Below are 13,248 nucleotides of genomic sequence, written 5' to 3'. Positions count from 1 at the left end.
CCCCCTTTATACCAGAGCACCGACAAAACGCAGCACCACAGCCACCAGTAACAGGCACAGACCCGCCCGCTGCAGTTTGAATTCACGTGTGTCCAGCGCCATGCCCTTGCGCCAGAAAGCCAGCACCCCGCGGGCATCACCGGTGCGACGCCAGTAGCTAAGGTAACTGAAAGCAACGATGGCCAACCCGGCCACCAACAGGAGCTGTTCAGCGATCTGCATGGATACTCTCCCTATTCTTTGTTCTCGGGTCACCCCGTTATCCGGTTATTGATCCAGGGTGGGCCGCTGTAATTGCAGGTACATCAATCCCGCCGTCACCGCATCACCCCGGGCACTATGGCGCGCCATCATCGGGACCCGCAGGCTTTTCGCCATGGCTTCAAAGCGCAGGTCCGGTTCAATGTCCGGTTGCCAATAGCGCATCTTCTTCTGGTACAGGTTCGATAGCTCGATGGTGGCGTTGGGCAGATCGAAGCCGAGCAACGGGCGCAAGTAACGGTTGATCATGGCCACGTCAAAATCGATACACCAACCCACCACAGGGCGGTTGCCGATGAACGCCAGCAGGGACTCCAGGGTGTCAGCCACATCGACACCTTCATCCAGATCCACCGGTCGAAGCCTGTGAATGGCGATGGATTCACCGGTCAGGCTGGGTGGCGCCTGAAAATGCACATCCATGCTTTCGCTGGCACAAACGCGGTCAGAGCGCACCGGCACAGCGGCAATGGACACCAGCTCGGCATGACGACTGTCCAGCCCGGTGGTCTCGCAATCCAGCGCCACCACGTCGCTGCCTTCATAGGGCAGAAAAAGATGGCCATAGGGGCCATGGGCATGACGGTAGCGGTCGGCATAGCGGCGTAACTGTCTGATCATATTGCGTACTCCTGGCAGCGGCGCCATCAGTATTCCAGATGGAATCGACGGGACAGCCGCTGTTTGAAATCACTGACCAGGTGCAGCGCATCCCGAAGCAGATCACGCTCCAGGGATGACAGACGCTGCACCACGATATGGTTGCCGGGGATATTCATCTCATCCCCGTGCCGGTTCTCCAGTTGATGGTTCAGCCGTAATTCGCTGAACAATTCCATGGCCTCACCCAGGTCTTCTGCAAAGGCCGCTTCCATGACACCTGCCTCGACCAGCTTCTCCAGGCGCGACAGGGTGGAGGTTTCCTCAATGCGACACTGCAACGCCATCGCTCGCACCCCGTGCACCAGCGGGAACAGGGCACCTTTCTTGATATCAATGCCGTGCTGGGGCTTTTTCAGCGAGCCGAACAGGTTCAGTGGGGTGGCGAACTGCAGCACCGGGCGGGCGAAATGGCGCAGGAATACCTCGTCACCGCTGCAGCGGTCGAACAGTGCCTGACGCAGCTCATCCAGCAGGTGGCTGGTGCCCGCTACGCAGTGGGCATCCACCAGGGTGGTGATATGAATCATGCCCTCCCCGCCCGCATCGCCAGCCCAGTCATAAATCCGTTCGCGCCACTGGCTCAGGGTGCCCACCCACTGCGGATTGGATACCATGATCTTGCCCGGGCATGGCGGGTAGCCCAGCATCAACAGGGTTTCGGTGAACTGCCGGGCATCGTCGTGGCAACGTGGCCAGTCCTGATGGTCGCCAAGAATCAGTCCATTATCCTGATCGGTCTTGAGAATCTGCTCACCCCGCCCCTCGCTACCCATGACAATCAGTGCCGCAGTGTGCTGCTCCGCAGGAATGACCATCTCGAAGGCCTTGGCCATAATGCGACCATTCAGGGCGGCAAGCAGGTCCATGGCAAAACGCATCTTTACGCCTTGTGCCATCAGTGCCTCAACCAGCTCTGGCAGCCGTTCGCTGGCCAGGCGCAATGCCTCCAGGCTCTCGGCCTTCTCGATCTCCAGCCCCACCACATAGGAACGACTGGAGAAGAAACTGAGCACATCGGTGAGCTCAACCACACCCACCGCCTGCTCATGGGCCATGACCACCACACGTGCCACCTTGTGTCGGGTCATCAGGGTCAGCGCCGTGAACAGGTAATCTTCTGGTAGCGCGGTGACCAGATGGGTCTCTGCCACATGGGAAAGCGGGTCGTCGGCGCTGCGCCCTTCCATCACCAGCGCCGTGAGCAGATCGGTCTTGGTAACAATGGCAAAACTGCCATCCATTTCGATCAACACACTGTCCACGCCATGCCGTTTGAGGGTTTCCACCGCATCACGCAGGCTGGCACCGGCAGACATGATCATGGGCTCGCGCATGCACTGCTCCACCCGGGCCAGCATGAAGCCCGCCAGGGTGACACCGCCTTCGCGACGTTCCGCCAAGCGCTGGGATTTTTCCGCCAGTGTCTGGCGAAAATAACGCCCGAATTCGTCATCGCCGTCACACAGCTGGAGAAACAGTTTTGCCGGAATCAGATGGCAGAGCGTCTGCTCTTCACAACGGAATCGGTAGCGGCTTTTTCCGTTCAGGACACTGATGGCGCCAAACAGATCCCCCGCAGCATAGACCCCCACCTGACTGCGACCATCCGGGGCATTCACATCCAGCTCGGCCACACTGCCCTTGTGCACCACGTAGACATAGTCACTGGGGCTGGCGGCATCAAGAATGATGTCCCCTTCTTCGAAATACGCCAGGTCCATACCCTGATCAAGACGATGCCGTGCAGCTTCGCTGAGCAGGGTAAAAGGGTAGTGATTGAGTTCCTGTTCAATCATCTGGTTAAACCCAGTTGAAAGTTGAAAGTTGAAAGTTGAAAGTTAAAACGCGAAACAGCTACGTCTAAGCTTGGCCCGTCAACAGCCGTGCACCACCTGGTAGTGCGCGGGCACTGCGCCTGAAACACTCATCACATCAAGCGCGCTTTTTAACTTTCAACTTTGAACTCAGAGAAAAAAGCCGGCATGAATGTTTCATTCATACCGGCCAGCTCTCCCTTTTTTTCTACATCTTAGTGAGCGTGAGCTTCACCGGCACCGCGAGGAATACGGATATCCTCAACAATGTGCTGGATGTGCTCCGGCGGCGGTGCGGTGACACGGGACACGGCAAAGGCCACGATAAAGTTCAGCACCATGCCGAAGGTACCGATGCCTTCCGGTGACACACCGAACCACCAGTGTTCCGCCGTGTTCAGCTCCGGAGAGATGAACTTGAAGAACACGATATAGCTGAAGGTAAAGATCAGGCCCACCAGCATGCCGGCAATGGCGCCTTCCTTGTTCATCCGCTTGTAGAAGATGCCCATGAGAATCACCGGGAAGAAACTTGCCGCAGCCAGGCCGAAGGCAAAGGCCACCACCTGTGCCACAAAGCCCGGTGGATTGATCCCGAAGTAGCCGGCAATACAGATCGCCACCACCGCCGCACCGCGTGCAGCAAGCAGTTCCTGTTTCTCACTGATATCCGGCTTCAGGGTCTTCTTCAGCAAGTCATGGGAAATAGCACTGGAAATCACCAGCAACAGGCCTGCCGCTGTGGACAGCGCCGCCGCTACGCCACCGGCCGCCACCAGAGCAATGACCCAGGCCGGCAGATTACCGATCTCCGGATTGGCCAGTACGATGATGTCACGGTCGATATAGACTTCGGAGGTGTTGTCGGTGGGTGCATTGGTGAGCACCCGCTCGCCGTAGTCACCGGAGGCTTCCTCACGGCTGCCTGCAAAGGTGGGCTTGCCTTCGAACGGTGCGCCGGCACGCATCTGCACGGTACCGTCGCCGTTCTTGTCCACCCAGCCGATCAGTCCGGAGTTCTCCCAGTTGTAGAACCACTCAGGCAGCTCGGTGTACTGGGTTTCGTTCACGGTATCGATCAGGTTCAGACGGGCAAAAGCGCCCACGGCCGGTGCGGAGGTGTACAGCAGCGCGATGAAGAACAGCGCCCAGCCGGCACTGATGCGGGCATCCTTTACGCGAGGCACGGTGAAGAAACGCACAATCACATGGGGCAGGCCCGCGGTACCGCACATCAGTGCTGCCGCAATGAAGAACACATCAATGGTGGACTTGGAGCCCTCAGTGTATTCGGTAAAACCAAGATCGGTGACCACCTGATCCAGCTTCTGCAACAGGTAGACGCCACTGTCATTCCCGGCAGCATCCAGCACCGTACCGCCAAAGCCGGTTTGCGGAAGAACATGGCCAGTCATCATGATGGAAAGGAATACTGCCGGCACCAGGAAGGCAAAAATCAGCACACAGTATTGCGCCACCTGGGTATAGGTAATCCCCTTCATGCCACCCAATACGGCGTAGAAGAAAACGATCGCCATACCAATGACCACGCCCGTGTTCACGTCCACTTCCAGGAAGCGGGCAAACACGATACCGGTGCCACGCATCTGCCCGGCCACATAGGTGAACGACACGAAGATCACGCAGATCACCGCAACGGTTCTTGCCACACTGGAGTAATAACGGTCACCAATGAAATCCGGCACGGTGAACTTGCCGAACTTGCGCAGGTACGGGGCCAGCAACATGGCCAACAACACGTAGCCACCTGTCCACCCCATCAGGTAGACCGAGGCATCGTAGCCGGCATAGGCAATGATCCCTGCCATGGAAATGAACGACGCGGCTGACATCCAGTCCGCAGCCGTGGCCGCACCATTGGCAAGCGGAGAGACACCGCCACCCGCCACATAGAAATCCTTGGTGGAGCCGGCCCGCGACCAGATCGCAATGCCGATATACAGGGCAAAGGAGCCGCCCACAAACAAATAGGTTAGGGTTTGAATATCCATACGGCCTCCCAGCTCAGTCTTCGTGGACGTCGAACTTGCGGTCCAGCTTGTTCATGGAATGCGCGTACATGACAATCAGTACCAGGAACGCATAGATCGCGCCCTGTTGTGCAAACCAGAAACCGAGCTTGAAACCGAACAGGTTGATCTGATTGAGTTCGTCCACCAGCAAAATGCCGCAGCCATAAGAGACAGCGAACCAGATAGCCAGGTAGGTCAGAATCAATCGCAGGTTGGCGGCCCAATATGCACGGGCGTTTTCTTCTCTCATTACTCGTCCCTCTGCGTCCTCGTTACAAGTGGCCTTCTCCTCAGGAGATCGGGCTTGTATCAAGACTAGCCAAAGGGCAGGTCTGGCACAGTATGACTTTAGTCGAAGGGCCTGGGGGCCTGTATTTATCGGACCCCGGGCCTGCACCTGAGCAAGAATTTCAGTATCATGGGTGGGTCTGGTCAGGAACGACCCCAACCTAATAACAACAATGGATGTCGCAATGAAAGCAGTACGATGGATTCTGGGTGCGGTATTGCTCCTGTTGATCACCATCACTGCCACCCTGCAGCTTTCCCCGAACCTGGGTAGCTGGCCCCTTGCCCCACAGCCCCCAACCCCCGGGGAAGTGACGATCACTTATCTGGGCACCAGTACCATCCTGATCAGTGACGGCGAGACCCAAATACTCACGGATGGCTACTTTTCACGGGTGAGCATTCCCGAGCTCTTTACCCGTATCGAGCCGGATCAGGCGCGGATTGAATCGGCCCTGAACAAGGCCGGCATCGATAAACTGGACGCCATCCCGGTACTCCACTCCCACTTTGATCACGCCATGGATAGCGGCATCGTTGCGCGCATGACTGACGCCCAGCTGCTGGGCTCTACGTCGTCGGCCATGGCAGCACGTGGTAGCGATCTGGATGAAAAACGCATCACCACCGTCCAGACCCATCACCCTTATCAATTCGGCGAATTCACCCTTTATTTTGTGCCTGCCGATCATGTCCCGCTGCCCCGCCCCATCGAAAAATGGACCGGCAAGGGCGAGATTACCGCGCCAGTAAAACCGCCCGCCTATCTGGGCGCCTGGCAGGAAGGCGGCTGCTATGGTCTGGTGATCAAACACCCCTCAGGCAGCCTGCTGATCCAGGGCAGTGCAGGTATGCAGCCCGGCGAACTGGATCGCTACCAAGCAGATTATGCCCTGCTGGCCAGTGCCAGCCTGGGGAAGCAGAGTGAGTATTATCAGCAGGTTTTCTATGATGAGACCGTCGGTGCCGTGGGGGCACACACCATCATCCCGGTGCACTGGGATAACTTCTTTGTGGAACTGACGGAAGACGTCAAGCCGCTGCCCTGGCTGCTCGACAATCTGGATAAATCCTTCGACGCGCTGGCCAATCGGCATAACGGTGATTTCGTGGTGCTCAAACCCTTTCAGCGGCTGACGCTGACGCCGCCGGAATCCGTTGATCTCCCTGTAGATACGGAAGCATCGCCTCCGGCTGGTTGACCCGTTTGACCTGCTCCAGCATGGCGCCGGCCTGGGGCCATTGCCGACGCAGATAGCTGAGCCACTGCTTGATCCGGCCGGCTACCTGAGCGTCGGTCCCCGTGCCCATGATATCCAGCGCAAAGCGCTGTATCACCGCCACCACACTCTCCCAGTCTGACGGCTGCCCGGTTCGCAGGTCACGCAGCAGCCAGGGATTGGCCACCGCCCCCCGGCCCAGCATCAGGTCATCACACCCGCTTTCCTGCTGACAGCGACGGGCATCGGCCACCGTCCAGATCTCACCATTGGCAATCACCGGGATGCTGACCGCCTCACGGATATGACCAATGCGGTCCCAGAACGCCGGTGGCTTGTAGCCCTGACGCTTGGTCCGTCCATGCACGGTCAACCAGGCGGCACCGGCGGCTTGCACAGCCCGCGCGTTCTCCAGCGACAGCGCATCGTCCTCATTACCCAGCCGCATTTTCACAGACACAGTAATGTGCTCCGGCACGGCCCGACGCACTGCCTGGGTAACGGCATGGACCACGTCGGGCTCGTCCAGCAATACCGCGCCACCGCGATGCCGGTTCACCGTTTTAGCCGGGCAACCGAAGTTAAGATCAATGGCAGGCGCGCCTAACTCCACCGCTCTGGCCGCGTTTTCCCCCATGCAGGCAGGATCAGACCCCAACAATTGCAGATGCACAGGCACACCCGCCCGGGTGCGCGCGCCTTGTTTCAGCTCGGGACACCAGCGATAGAAAACTTTTGGGGGAAGCAGCAGTCCATTGACCCGGACGAATTCGCTGACGCACCAGTCGTAGTCGCCCACATCGGTCAGCGCCTGACGGACCCAGAAGTCCGCCAAGCCTTCCATAGGGGCCAGAATCAGTTTCATGGGGCGGATTCTATAGCAGGATGGGGCAGGCGGCACGTGAAGTGCGGGCCAGTAAGCAGAGAATTTGGCCTACCTCAATGCGTTTCTGGAATCCTTGCCTCGCCGAGGCTCGGATCGCCCAGGCAAGCTGGGCTCCTACAGCGGCCCCGGGTGTTTTTTGTAGGAGCCCAGCTTGCCTGGGCGAATCGGGCAACTAAAGAAACCGCCCACCCCCGGGAACCTTTTGGCCTTTCCTAATCCAGTCAAGCGTAGCCCGTGGCTCGTCGCTTTTGGTCATTGCCCTTCCCCGGAATTGCGCCATACTTTCTGGCATGTGGACGACAACCATCCGCCCCCGCTTTTGCGAAACCGATGCACTGGGGCACATCAACAATACGGTTTTACCCGTCTGGTTCCTGGAAGCCCGGGAGCCGGTGATTGCCCTTTTTACACCCGACCCCACCCGTTCGGACAATGGTCTGGCCATGGTCAACATGGAGATCGCCTTCAAGGCTGAATCCATGTTTGGCAGCCCGGTCACCATTACCACCACCATTGGCCGCATTGGCAACAGCTCATTGCAGGTCATTCAACGGGCCTGGCAGAACGGGGTACTGACGGCAGAGGGCAAGGCGGCACTGGTCAGCTTCAACACGGTGACACGAAAGAGCCAGGCGATCACCGACAATCAGCGGCAACAACTCCAGCAACACACAGAAACACCACAGGCAGCACAGCCACCGGCATGATTGCGGATGGCACCGAAGACCTCTCTGCGCACTTCTCCTCTTTATTGTCCGCTATCACGTTCCCCCACACCCACGGTGCACCGTTCAGAAAACGCCACCCTCGAGTGGTGTTCAACCCGCGATCCTTTATCAAATTATCGCACTGCAATGACCTTCTACTTTTAGCTACCTATTGACGAAATAAAGGAAATAACCGGGATAAATGCCGTCAGTTCCTTGCAATCACGCTTTTCATTTGACACGGTAAAGCACATTAATTCGAAACAATGGACGAGTTTCGAATAAAAAATCTGACGAAAAACAGGCAATGAGAGGGTACTGCCATGACCATTCGATCATTCCCCGGTGCTATCGTCGCGGCTGTCATGATGACCACGCTGGCCGCATGTAGCGACAACGATAGTGAGAGCGCCAGCCAGTCAGCCAGCGCTGAGCCAGAAGGTCAGACCTGGCGTTATGCTCACGAGGAATACGAAGGTGATGTACAGGATGTCTTTGCCTACAAATTCAAGGAATACATCGAAGAGAATTCTCCTCACACCCTGAAGATTCACCGCTATGGTGAAATCGGCGAATCCGATGATGCCATGGAACTGGCCCAGGCCGGCGTCCTGCAGTTCGTCAATCAATCCCCCGGCTTCACCGGCTCCCTGATCCCCGAAGCACAAATCTTTTTCATCCCTTACCTGCTGCCGGTAGACAGCCAGCAAATCGTATCCTTCTTCAAGGAAAGCAAGGCCATCAACGATGAGTTCCCGGCACTCTATGCCGAGCAGGGCCTGGAACTGCTGGCCATGTACCCGGAAGGTGAAGTCGTGGTCACGGCCGATGAAAAAGTCACAACTCCGGAAGGCTTCAAGGGAAAGAACATTCGGGTGATGACCAATCCGTTGCTGTCTGAGACCTACAGTGCCTTTGGTGCCACGCCCACCCCGCTTCCCTGGGGCGAAGTCTACGGTGCCCTGCAGACCAATATCATTCAGGGGCAGGAGAATCCGATCTTCTGGATCGAATCTGCACGTCTTTATGAAGTGTCCCCCAATCTGATCTTCACCGGGCACAGCCAGTTTGTGACCGCCATGATGGCCAACCAGGATTTCTACAACGGCCTCTCTGAAGAAAACAAGCAACTGGTGAAAGATGCCACCGCCCACGCCCGCCAGCATATTTTCGAGTACGTGCCAGGTCTGGGTGAAAAGAAACTGGGCACCATTATGGCGGACAGCGAAGAAGTCACTGTGACCCGACTGGATGAAGAGCAACGCCAGGCGTTTCGCGATCGCGCCCCGCAAGTAGAAGCCAAGTTCATTGAAATGACCGGTGAACGCGGCGAAAAGCTGCTTGAACAATTCAAGGCTGACCTGCAGGCCGTTACCAGCGACGCCGGCGACGACGAAGCCGCCGAGTAACACAACGCTGCAAGGGGCCCGCCCCGGCATGACAATCCGCCTCGCGCCCGGAAGGGCTTCCGGGTACGTGGCGGCTCAGCAGAGGTCGGTCAGGAAGATCGGACCCGGATCCTGTATCGGCTGACAAAGGGAAACGACCATGAGCGACGATGCGCCCCTTGACCATGACTCCAGCCTGCCTGGCTTCCTGGGCACCATCGATAACGGGATCGCCCGAATAGAGTCACTCTTTCTGGCCCTCGGCGTTCTGCTGATGGCAGTCAATACGGTTGCCAATGTGGTGGGCCGATTTCTTCTCGGTGAAAGCCTGCATTTCTCCGAGGAAGTGAACCGTATACTGATCATACTTATCACCTTTGCCGGTATCGGCTACGCGGCACGACATGGCCGCCATATCCGCATGTCTGCGCTTTACGATGTTTTCCCAAGTCATGTTCGCCGGGTGATGATGGTCATCATCAGTTTCGTGACGGCGACGGTGATGTTTTTCCTGTGCTGGTTTTCCGTCACTTATATCCAGTCGGTCTACAGCACCGGACGCGTTTTGCCCACCCTGGGCTTCCCGATCTATACCATTTATCTCTGGGTGCCCGTTGGGCTGGCAGTGACCGGCATTCAATACCTGATGACAGGCATCAAGAATATTGTCTCCCGTGATGTGTACCTCTCCACTTCTGTGCTGGATGGCTACGAAGAAAAAGAGAAGGAGGTCTGAATCATGGCGTGGATAATGTTTTTGGTGATGCTTGCGCTACTGCTGTTTGGCTTTCCCATGAAGGTGCCGTTGATTCTCGGCGCTGTGGTCGGCTTCGTGATGATGTTCGACGGTTTTGACCGTATGGAATTCTTCATCCAGCAAATGCTGGCAGGCATCCGCCCCACCGCACTGATTGCCGTGCCCATGTTTATCCTTGCTGCCGATATCATGACCCGGGGACAATCCGCCAACCGGCTGGTGAACATGGTGATGGCATTCATTGGCCATATCAAAGGCGGCCTGGCTGTGAGCACCGCCACCTCCTGCACCCTGTTCGGCGCGGTGTCCGGTTCGACTCAGGCCACCGTGGTCGCAGTGGGCTCACCATTGCGCCCGCGCATGCTGGAGTCCGGTTACAAGGATTCCTTCACCCTGGCCCTGATCATCAACGCCAGTGACATTGCCTTCCTGATTCCCCCCAGTATCGGCATGATTATCTATGGGGTCATCTCAGGAACCTCCATTGCCGAACTGTTCATCGCCGGCATTGGCCCGGGCCTGTTGATCCTTTTCATGTTCTCCATCTACTGCATCATTTATGCATACCGGATGGATGTTCCCACGGAGGCGAAGGCCAGCTGGGGAGAACGTTTCCGGTCCGTGCGCCAGGCGCTCTGGCCGCTGGGTTTTCCCGTCATCATTGTGGGCGGGATTTACGGCGGCATCTTCAGCCCCACTGAAGCCGCAGCCGCTTGCGTACTCTATGCCGTGATTCTGGAATTCGTAATCTTCCGCTCACTGAAAGCCAGAGACATCTACGAAATTGCCAAATCCACCGGCTTGATCACCGCGGTGGTCTTCATTCTCGTTGCCGTTGGCAACGGCTTTTCCTGGATTCTTTCCTTTGCCCAGATTCCGCAAACCGTACTGGGCTCCCTGGGCATCAATGAAGCTGGCCCCAATGGAGTATTGCTGGCCATTGCCATTGCCTTCTTCATTGCCTGCATGTTCGTGGATCCCATTGTCGTAATCCTGGTACTGACACCGATCTTTGCGCCAGCGGTAGCGTCCACCGGGCTGGACCCGGTACACGTGGGCATCCTGATTACCATGATGGTGGCCGTGGGGTCGGCAACGCCCCCATTCGGATGCGATATCTTCACCGCCATTGCCATCTTCAAGCGTCCCTACTGGGAAGTGATCAAGGGCACACCACCCTTTGTCATCATGCTGTTGGCGGCTACGTTACTCGTCATTTTCTTCCCGCAGATTGCGCTGTTCCTGCGGGACGTATTCTTCCAATAAGAGGTTGTCATTCGCGCACGGAGGCTCGCATGTACAAGAAAATACTGGTTCCAATCGACGGCTCCAAACAGTCGCTGGTGGCGCTGGATCATGCTGCCCATCTGCAACAGGATGACAGTGATGACTCCGAAATGATTCTCCTGTGCGTGTTCAAGCACCACAGCCTCTTCGAAGCCTCACTGTCCATGGTGCGTCCCGAGGAAGTCGATCTGCCTGACGACGCCCTGCGGGAGTACGCCACCACAGTTGCAGAACATGCCAGGGAAATGGCCATCAAGGCGGGCGCAAAAAAGGTGCGCGCCTTCGTCAAGGGCGGCAGACCGTCACGCGCCATTGTTCGCTTTGCCAAGGACAACGGTATTGACCTGATTGTCATGGGCGCCCGGGGTACCAGCAGTGATGTGGACGGCTACTTTCTTGGCAGTGTGTCGCAGCGCGTCGCCAGTCTGGCGCAATGCCCGGTGCTGATTGTTTAAAACCAGAGGGAGAAAACAATGAACTATCAACGTACCTTGAGGCTGTCTTCTGCAGTCCTCGCCAGCCTTGCCGCATTGCCGGCTTCCGCCGCACTGGAAGTCACCCCGTACGGCTCATTGCGAATTTCTACCGAAGCGGTGTCTGTGGATGATGCCAAACCCGGTGAAGATGACTCTTACACCGCCCTGCGCGATGCCTATTCCCGTCTGGGGGTAACGGCTGCCTATAATGATCTCGATTGGGTAGATCTCAACGCCACTGTAGAATTCCCCATCAATTCCGCACTGCTCCGCGCGGAAGATCCGTCCTTCTTCCAGGCATCCTACAAGGGCAACAACAAACCCCGGGTGGCGGATATCACCGCTACCACAGACAATCTGGGCACCCTGCGTGTGGGTACCCAATGGCTGGCCTACTACAATACAGTGGCCTACCCGGTGGATTATTTCAGTTCGTTCTATTCCGGTTTTGCCACCCAGGCCACCTTCCGCCGGGATGCCGCCACCTACACCACCCCAACCATCGGGGGGCTGACGGCTACCGTCTCTGCCGTGGACATGACCCATGAGGCCGGTACCAATTACCTGGATAGCTGGCAGTACGCCCTTGGCTGGGCCATTGGCGACCTGACCCTGGGACTGGCCTATCAGGATACCGAGCAGGAAACCGGTGATAATGCCGACCAGGCGGGGGCATCGCTGGCTTATGTGATCGGTGGATGGCGCTTTGCCGCCAAGGTGGAGCAGCTGCAATCCAACATTGATGGTCTGCAGGACGAGGATCCGGTTACCTACAACCTGTATGGTTCCTACAGCTGGAACAAGTACACGGTGAAAGCCATGTTTGCCAATGGCGAGGAAACCGATGATCCCGCCGCCTTCTATCAGGGTGACTCCTATCAGGTCGGTCTCGACTATCAGTACAGCGAAAATCTGAAGCTGTTCGCCGACTACTTCTATGAAGAGCTCAGCTACGCGATTTATACCCCCAATAGCCGCAGTTTTGACACGCTGGCTCCCTATCTGGCGGAAAGTGATGGTCAGGCCTTCTCACTGGGTCTGCGCTATGATTTTTAAGAGAGACGCTTCACGCATCACGCTGCACGCAACAACGCGACACCAAGGTGTGCAGTAAGACTGACCCAAGACGCCGCGTCCGAACCCCGGGCGCGGCGTCTACTGAAAGACATGCCATTTGATCAACAGAACAGCGGGATTCGGAAGTGTCAGAGGTTTCCAGGGTTTGGTTTGCATCTGGCGTCAAGCATCCGGCGTCCAGCGCCAATCAAGAACCCCGCCGGCGCCGCAGGGCTCACGCCATAGCTTAGGAGATCAGAGGAAGAAGCCGCCCTGCGGTTTCCGGCGGGTCTTTCACTATAAGCAGGCTCGGCCCCGCCCCGAAACCCTTTCTTTAGAACCTTTTGGAATCAATCCGCAGCCGGGCAAAGTTCCGGACAAAAAAGCCTCTCTTTCAATAGGTTACAACACT

Annotated in this window: 13 protein-coding genes; 7 read left to right on the top strand and 6 right to left on the bottom strand. The window is 57.2% G+C overall.

The features are described 5' to 3' along the window. Positions 1-6 precede the first annotated feature (6 nt). The 5 genes from HF945_RS02385 to HF945_RS02365 all read right to left on the bottom strand — a co-directional run bounded on the left by HF945_RS02385 (position 7) and on the right by HF945_RS02365 (position 5,021). A complete protein-coding gene (locus HF945_RS02385) occupies positions 7-222 on the bottom strand; it encodes a hypothetical protein (protein ID WP_290524175.1) in 216 nt (71 codons plus the stop codon). A 45-nt stretch (positions 223-267) separates the two neighbouring features. Further along, positions 268-882 (bottom strand): 3'-5' exonuclease, encoded by a 615-nt coding sequence (locus HF945_RS02380; protein ID WP_290524174.1) that lies wholly within the window; start codon positions 880-882, stop codon positions 268-270. A gap of 26 nt (positions 883-908) precedes the next feature. Continuing rightward, a complete protein-coding gene (locus tag HF945_RS02375; protein WP_290524173.1) occupies positions 909-2,720 on the bottom strand; it encodes a putative nucleotidyltransferase substrate binding domain-containing protein in 1,812 nt (603 codons plus the stop codon). A gap of 233 nt (positions 2,721-2,953) precedes the next feature. Further along, a complete protein-coding gene (locus HF945_RS02370; protein WP_290524172.1) occupies positions 2,954-4,750 on the bottom strand; it encodes a sodium:solute symporter family protein in 1,797 nt (598 codons plus the stop codon). A gap of 13 nt (positions 4,751-4,763) precedes the next feature. Further along, a complete protein-coding gene (locus tag HF945_RS02365) occupies positions 4,764-5,021 on the bottom strand; it encodes a DUF4212 domain-containing protein (RefSeq protein WP_290524171.1) in 258 nt (85 codons plus the stop codon). A gap of 223 nt (positions 5,022-5,244) precedes the next feature. Between HF945_RS02365 and HF945_RS02360 the strand changes: the two genes are divergently transcribed. Then, positions 5,245-6,261 carry an MBL fold metallo-hydrolase gene (locus HF945_RS02360; protein ID WP_290524170.1) on the top strand — a complete coding sequence of 339 codons (1,017 nt, stop codon included), beginning with the start codon at positions 5,245-5,247 and terminating at the stop codon, positions 6,259-6,261. Here HF945_RS02360 and HF945_RS02355 read toward each other — a convergent pair. After that, the gene (locus HF945_RS02355) at positions 6,176-7,153 is read right to left on the bottom strand and encodes a tRNA-dihydrouridine synthase (RefSeq protein WP_290525377.1); all 978 of its coding nucleotides are present in this window, start codon (positions 7,151-7,153) and stop codon (positions 6,176-6,178) included. The genes HF945_RS02360 and HF945_RS02355 overlap by 86 nt on opposite strands. Before the next feature lie 302 nt (positions 7,154-7,455). Between HF945_RS02355 and HF945_RS02350 the strand changes: the two genes are divergently transcribed. From HF945_RS02350 to HF945_RS02325, 6 genes are all read left to right on the top strand, one after another. Beyond that, a complete protein-coding gene (locus tag HF945_RS02350; protein WP_290524169.1) occupies positions 7,456-7,872 on the top strand; it encodes a thioesterase family protein in 417 nt (138 codons plus the stop codon). A 323-nt stretch (positions 7,873-8,195) separates the two neighbouring features. Continuing rightward, positions 8,196-9,281: a TRAP transporter substrate-binding protein DctP gene (dctP, locus tag HF945_RS02345; protein ID WP_290524168.1), complete on the top strand. Its 1,086-nt coding sequence runs from the start codon at positions 8,196-8,198 to the stop codon at positions 9,279-9,281. 139 nt (positions 9,282-9,420) lie between these two features. Beyond that, positions 9,421-9,996, top strand: a complete 576-nt coding sequence (locus HF945_RS02340; RefSeq protein ID WP_290524167.1) for a TRAP transporter small permease — start codon at positions 9,421-9,423, stop codon at positions 9,994-9,996. A 3-nt stretch (positions 9,997-9,999) separates the two neighbouring features. After that, entirely contained in the window at positions 10,000-11,283 is a 1,284-nt protein-coding gene (locus HF945_RS02335) for a TRAP transporter large permease (RefSeq protein ID WP_290524166.1), read from the top strand. Between the two features lie 29 nt (positions 11,284-11,312). Further along, a complete protein-coding gene (locus HF945_RS02330) occupies positions 11,313-11,759 on the top strand; it encodes a universal stress protein (RefSeq protein ID WP_290524165.1) in 447 nt (148 codons plus the stop codon). 18 nt (positions 11,760-11,777) lie between these two features. Next, positions 11,778-12,836 (top strand): porin, encoded by a 1,059-nt coding sequence (locus HF945_RS02325; protein ID WP_290524164.1) that lies wholly within the window; start codon positions 11,778-11,780, stop codon positions 12,834-12,836. Positions 12,837-13,248: the final 412 nt, after the last annotated feature.

Source organism: Alcanivorax sp., from assembly GCF_017794965.1.
In the GTDB taxonomy this organism is placed as follows: Bacteria; Pseudomonadota; Gammaproteobacteria; order Pseudomonadales; family Alcanivoracaceae; genus Alcanivorax.
The sequence above is the reverse complement of the archived record's forward strand: the minus strand, read 5'-3'. Positions and strand labels throughout refer to the sequence as shown.

Bases quoted from the DNA above. Each gene is read 5' to 3' on its own strand.
- HF945_RS02385 (WP_290524175.1), bottom strand. From the start codon at position 222: ATGCAGATCGCTGAACAGCTCCTGTTGGTGGCCGGGTTGGCCATCGTT.
- HF945_RS02380 (WP_290524174.1), bottom strand. From the start codon at position 882: ATGATCAGACAGTTACGCCGCTATGCCGACCGCTACCGTCATGCCCAT.
- HF945_RS02375 (WP_290524173.1), bottom strand. From the start codon at position 2,720: ATGATTGAACAGGAACTCAATCACTACCCTTTTACCCTGCTCAGCGAA.
- HF945_RS02370 (WP_290524172.1), bottom strand. From the start codon at position 4,750: ATGGATATTCAAACCCTAACCTATTTGTTTGTGGGCGGCTCCTTTGCC.
- HF945_RS02365 (WP_290524171.1), bottom strand. From the start codon at position 5,021: ATGAGAGAAGAAAACGCCCGTGCATATTGGGCCGCCAACCTGCGATTG.
- HF945_RS02360 (WP_290524170.1), top strand. From the start codon at position 5,245: ATGAAAGCAGTACGATGGATTCTGGGTGCGGTATTGCTCCTGTTGATC.
- HF945_RS02350 (WP_290524169.1), top strand. From the start codon at position 7,456: ATGTGGACGACAACCATCCGCCCCCGCTTTTGCGAAACCGATGCACTG.
- dctP (WP_290524168.1), top strand. From the start codon at position 8,196: ATGACCATTCGATCATTCCCCGGTGCTATCGTCGCGGCTGTCATGATG.
- HF945_RS02340 (WP_290524167.1), top strand. From the start codon at position 9,421: ATGAGCGACGATGCGCCCCTTGACCATGACTCCAGCCTGCCTGGCTTC.
- HF945_RS02335 (WP_290524166.1), top strand. From the start codon at position 10,000: ATGGCGTGGATAATGTTTTTGGTGATGCTTGCGCTACTGCTGTTTGGC.
- HF945_RS02330 (WP_290524165.1), top strand. From the start codon at position 11,313: ATGTACAAGAAAATACTGGTTCCAATCGACGGCTCCAAACAGTCGCTG.
- HF945_RS02325 (WP_290524164.1), top strand. From the start codon at position 11,778: ATGAACTATCAACGTACCTTGAGGCTGTCTTCTGCAGTCCTCGCCAGC.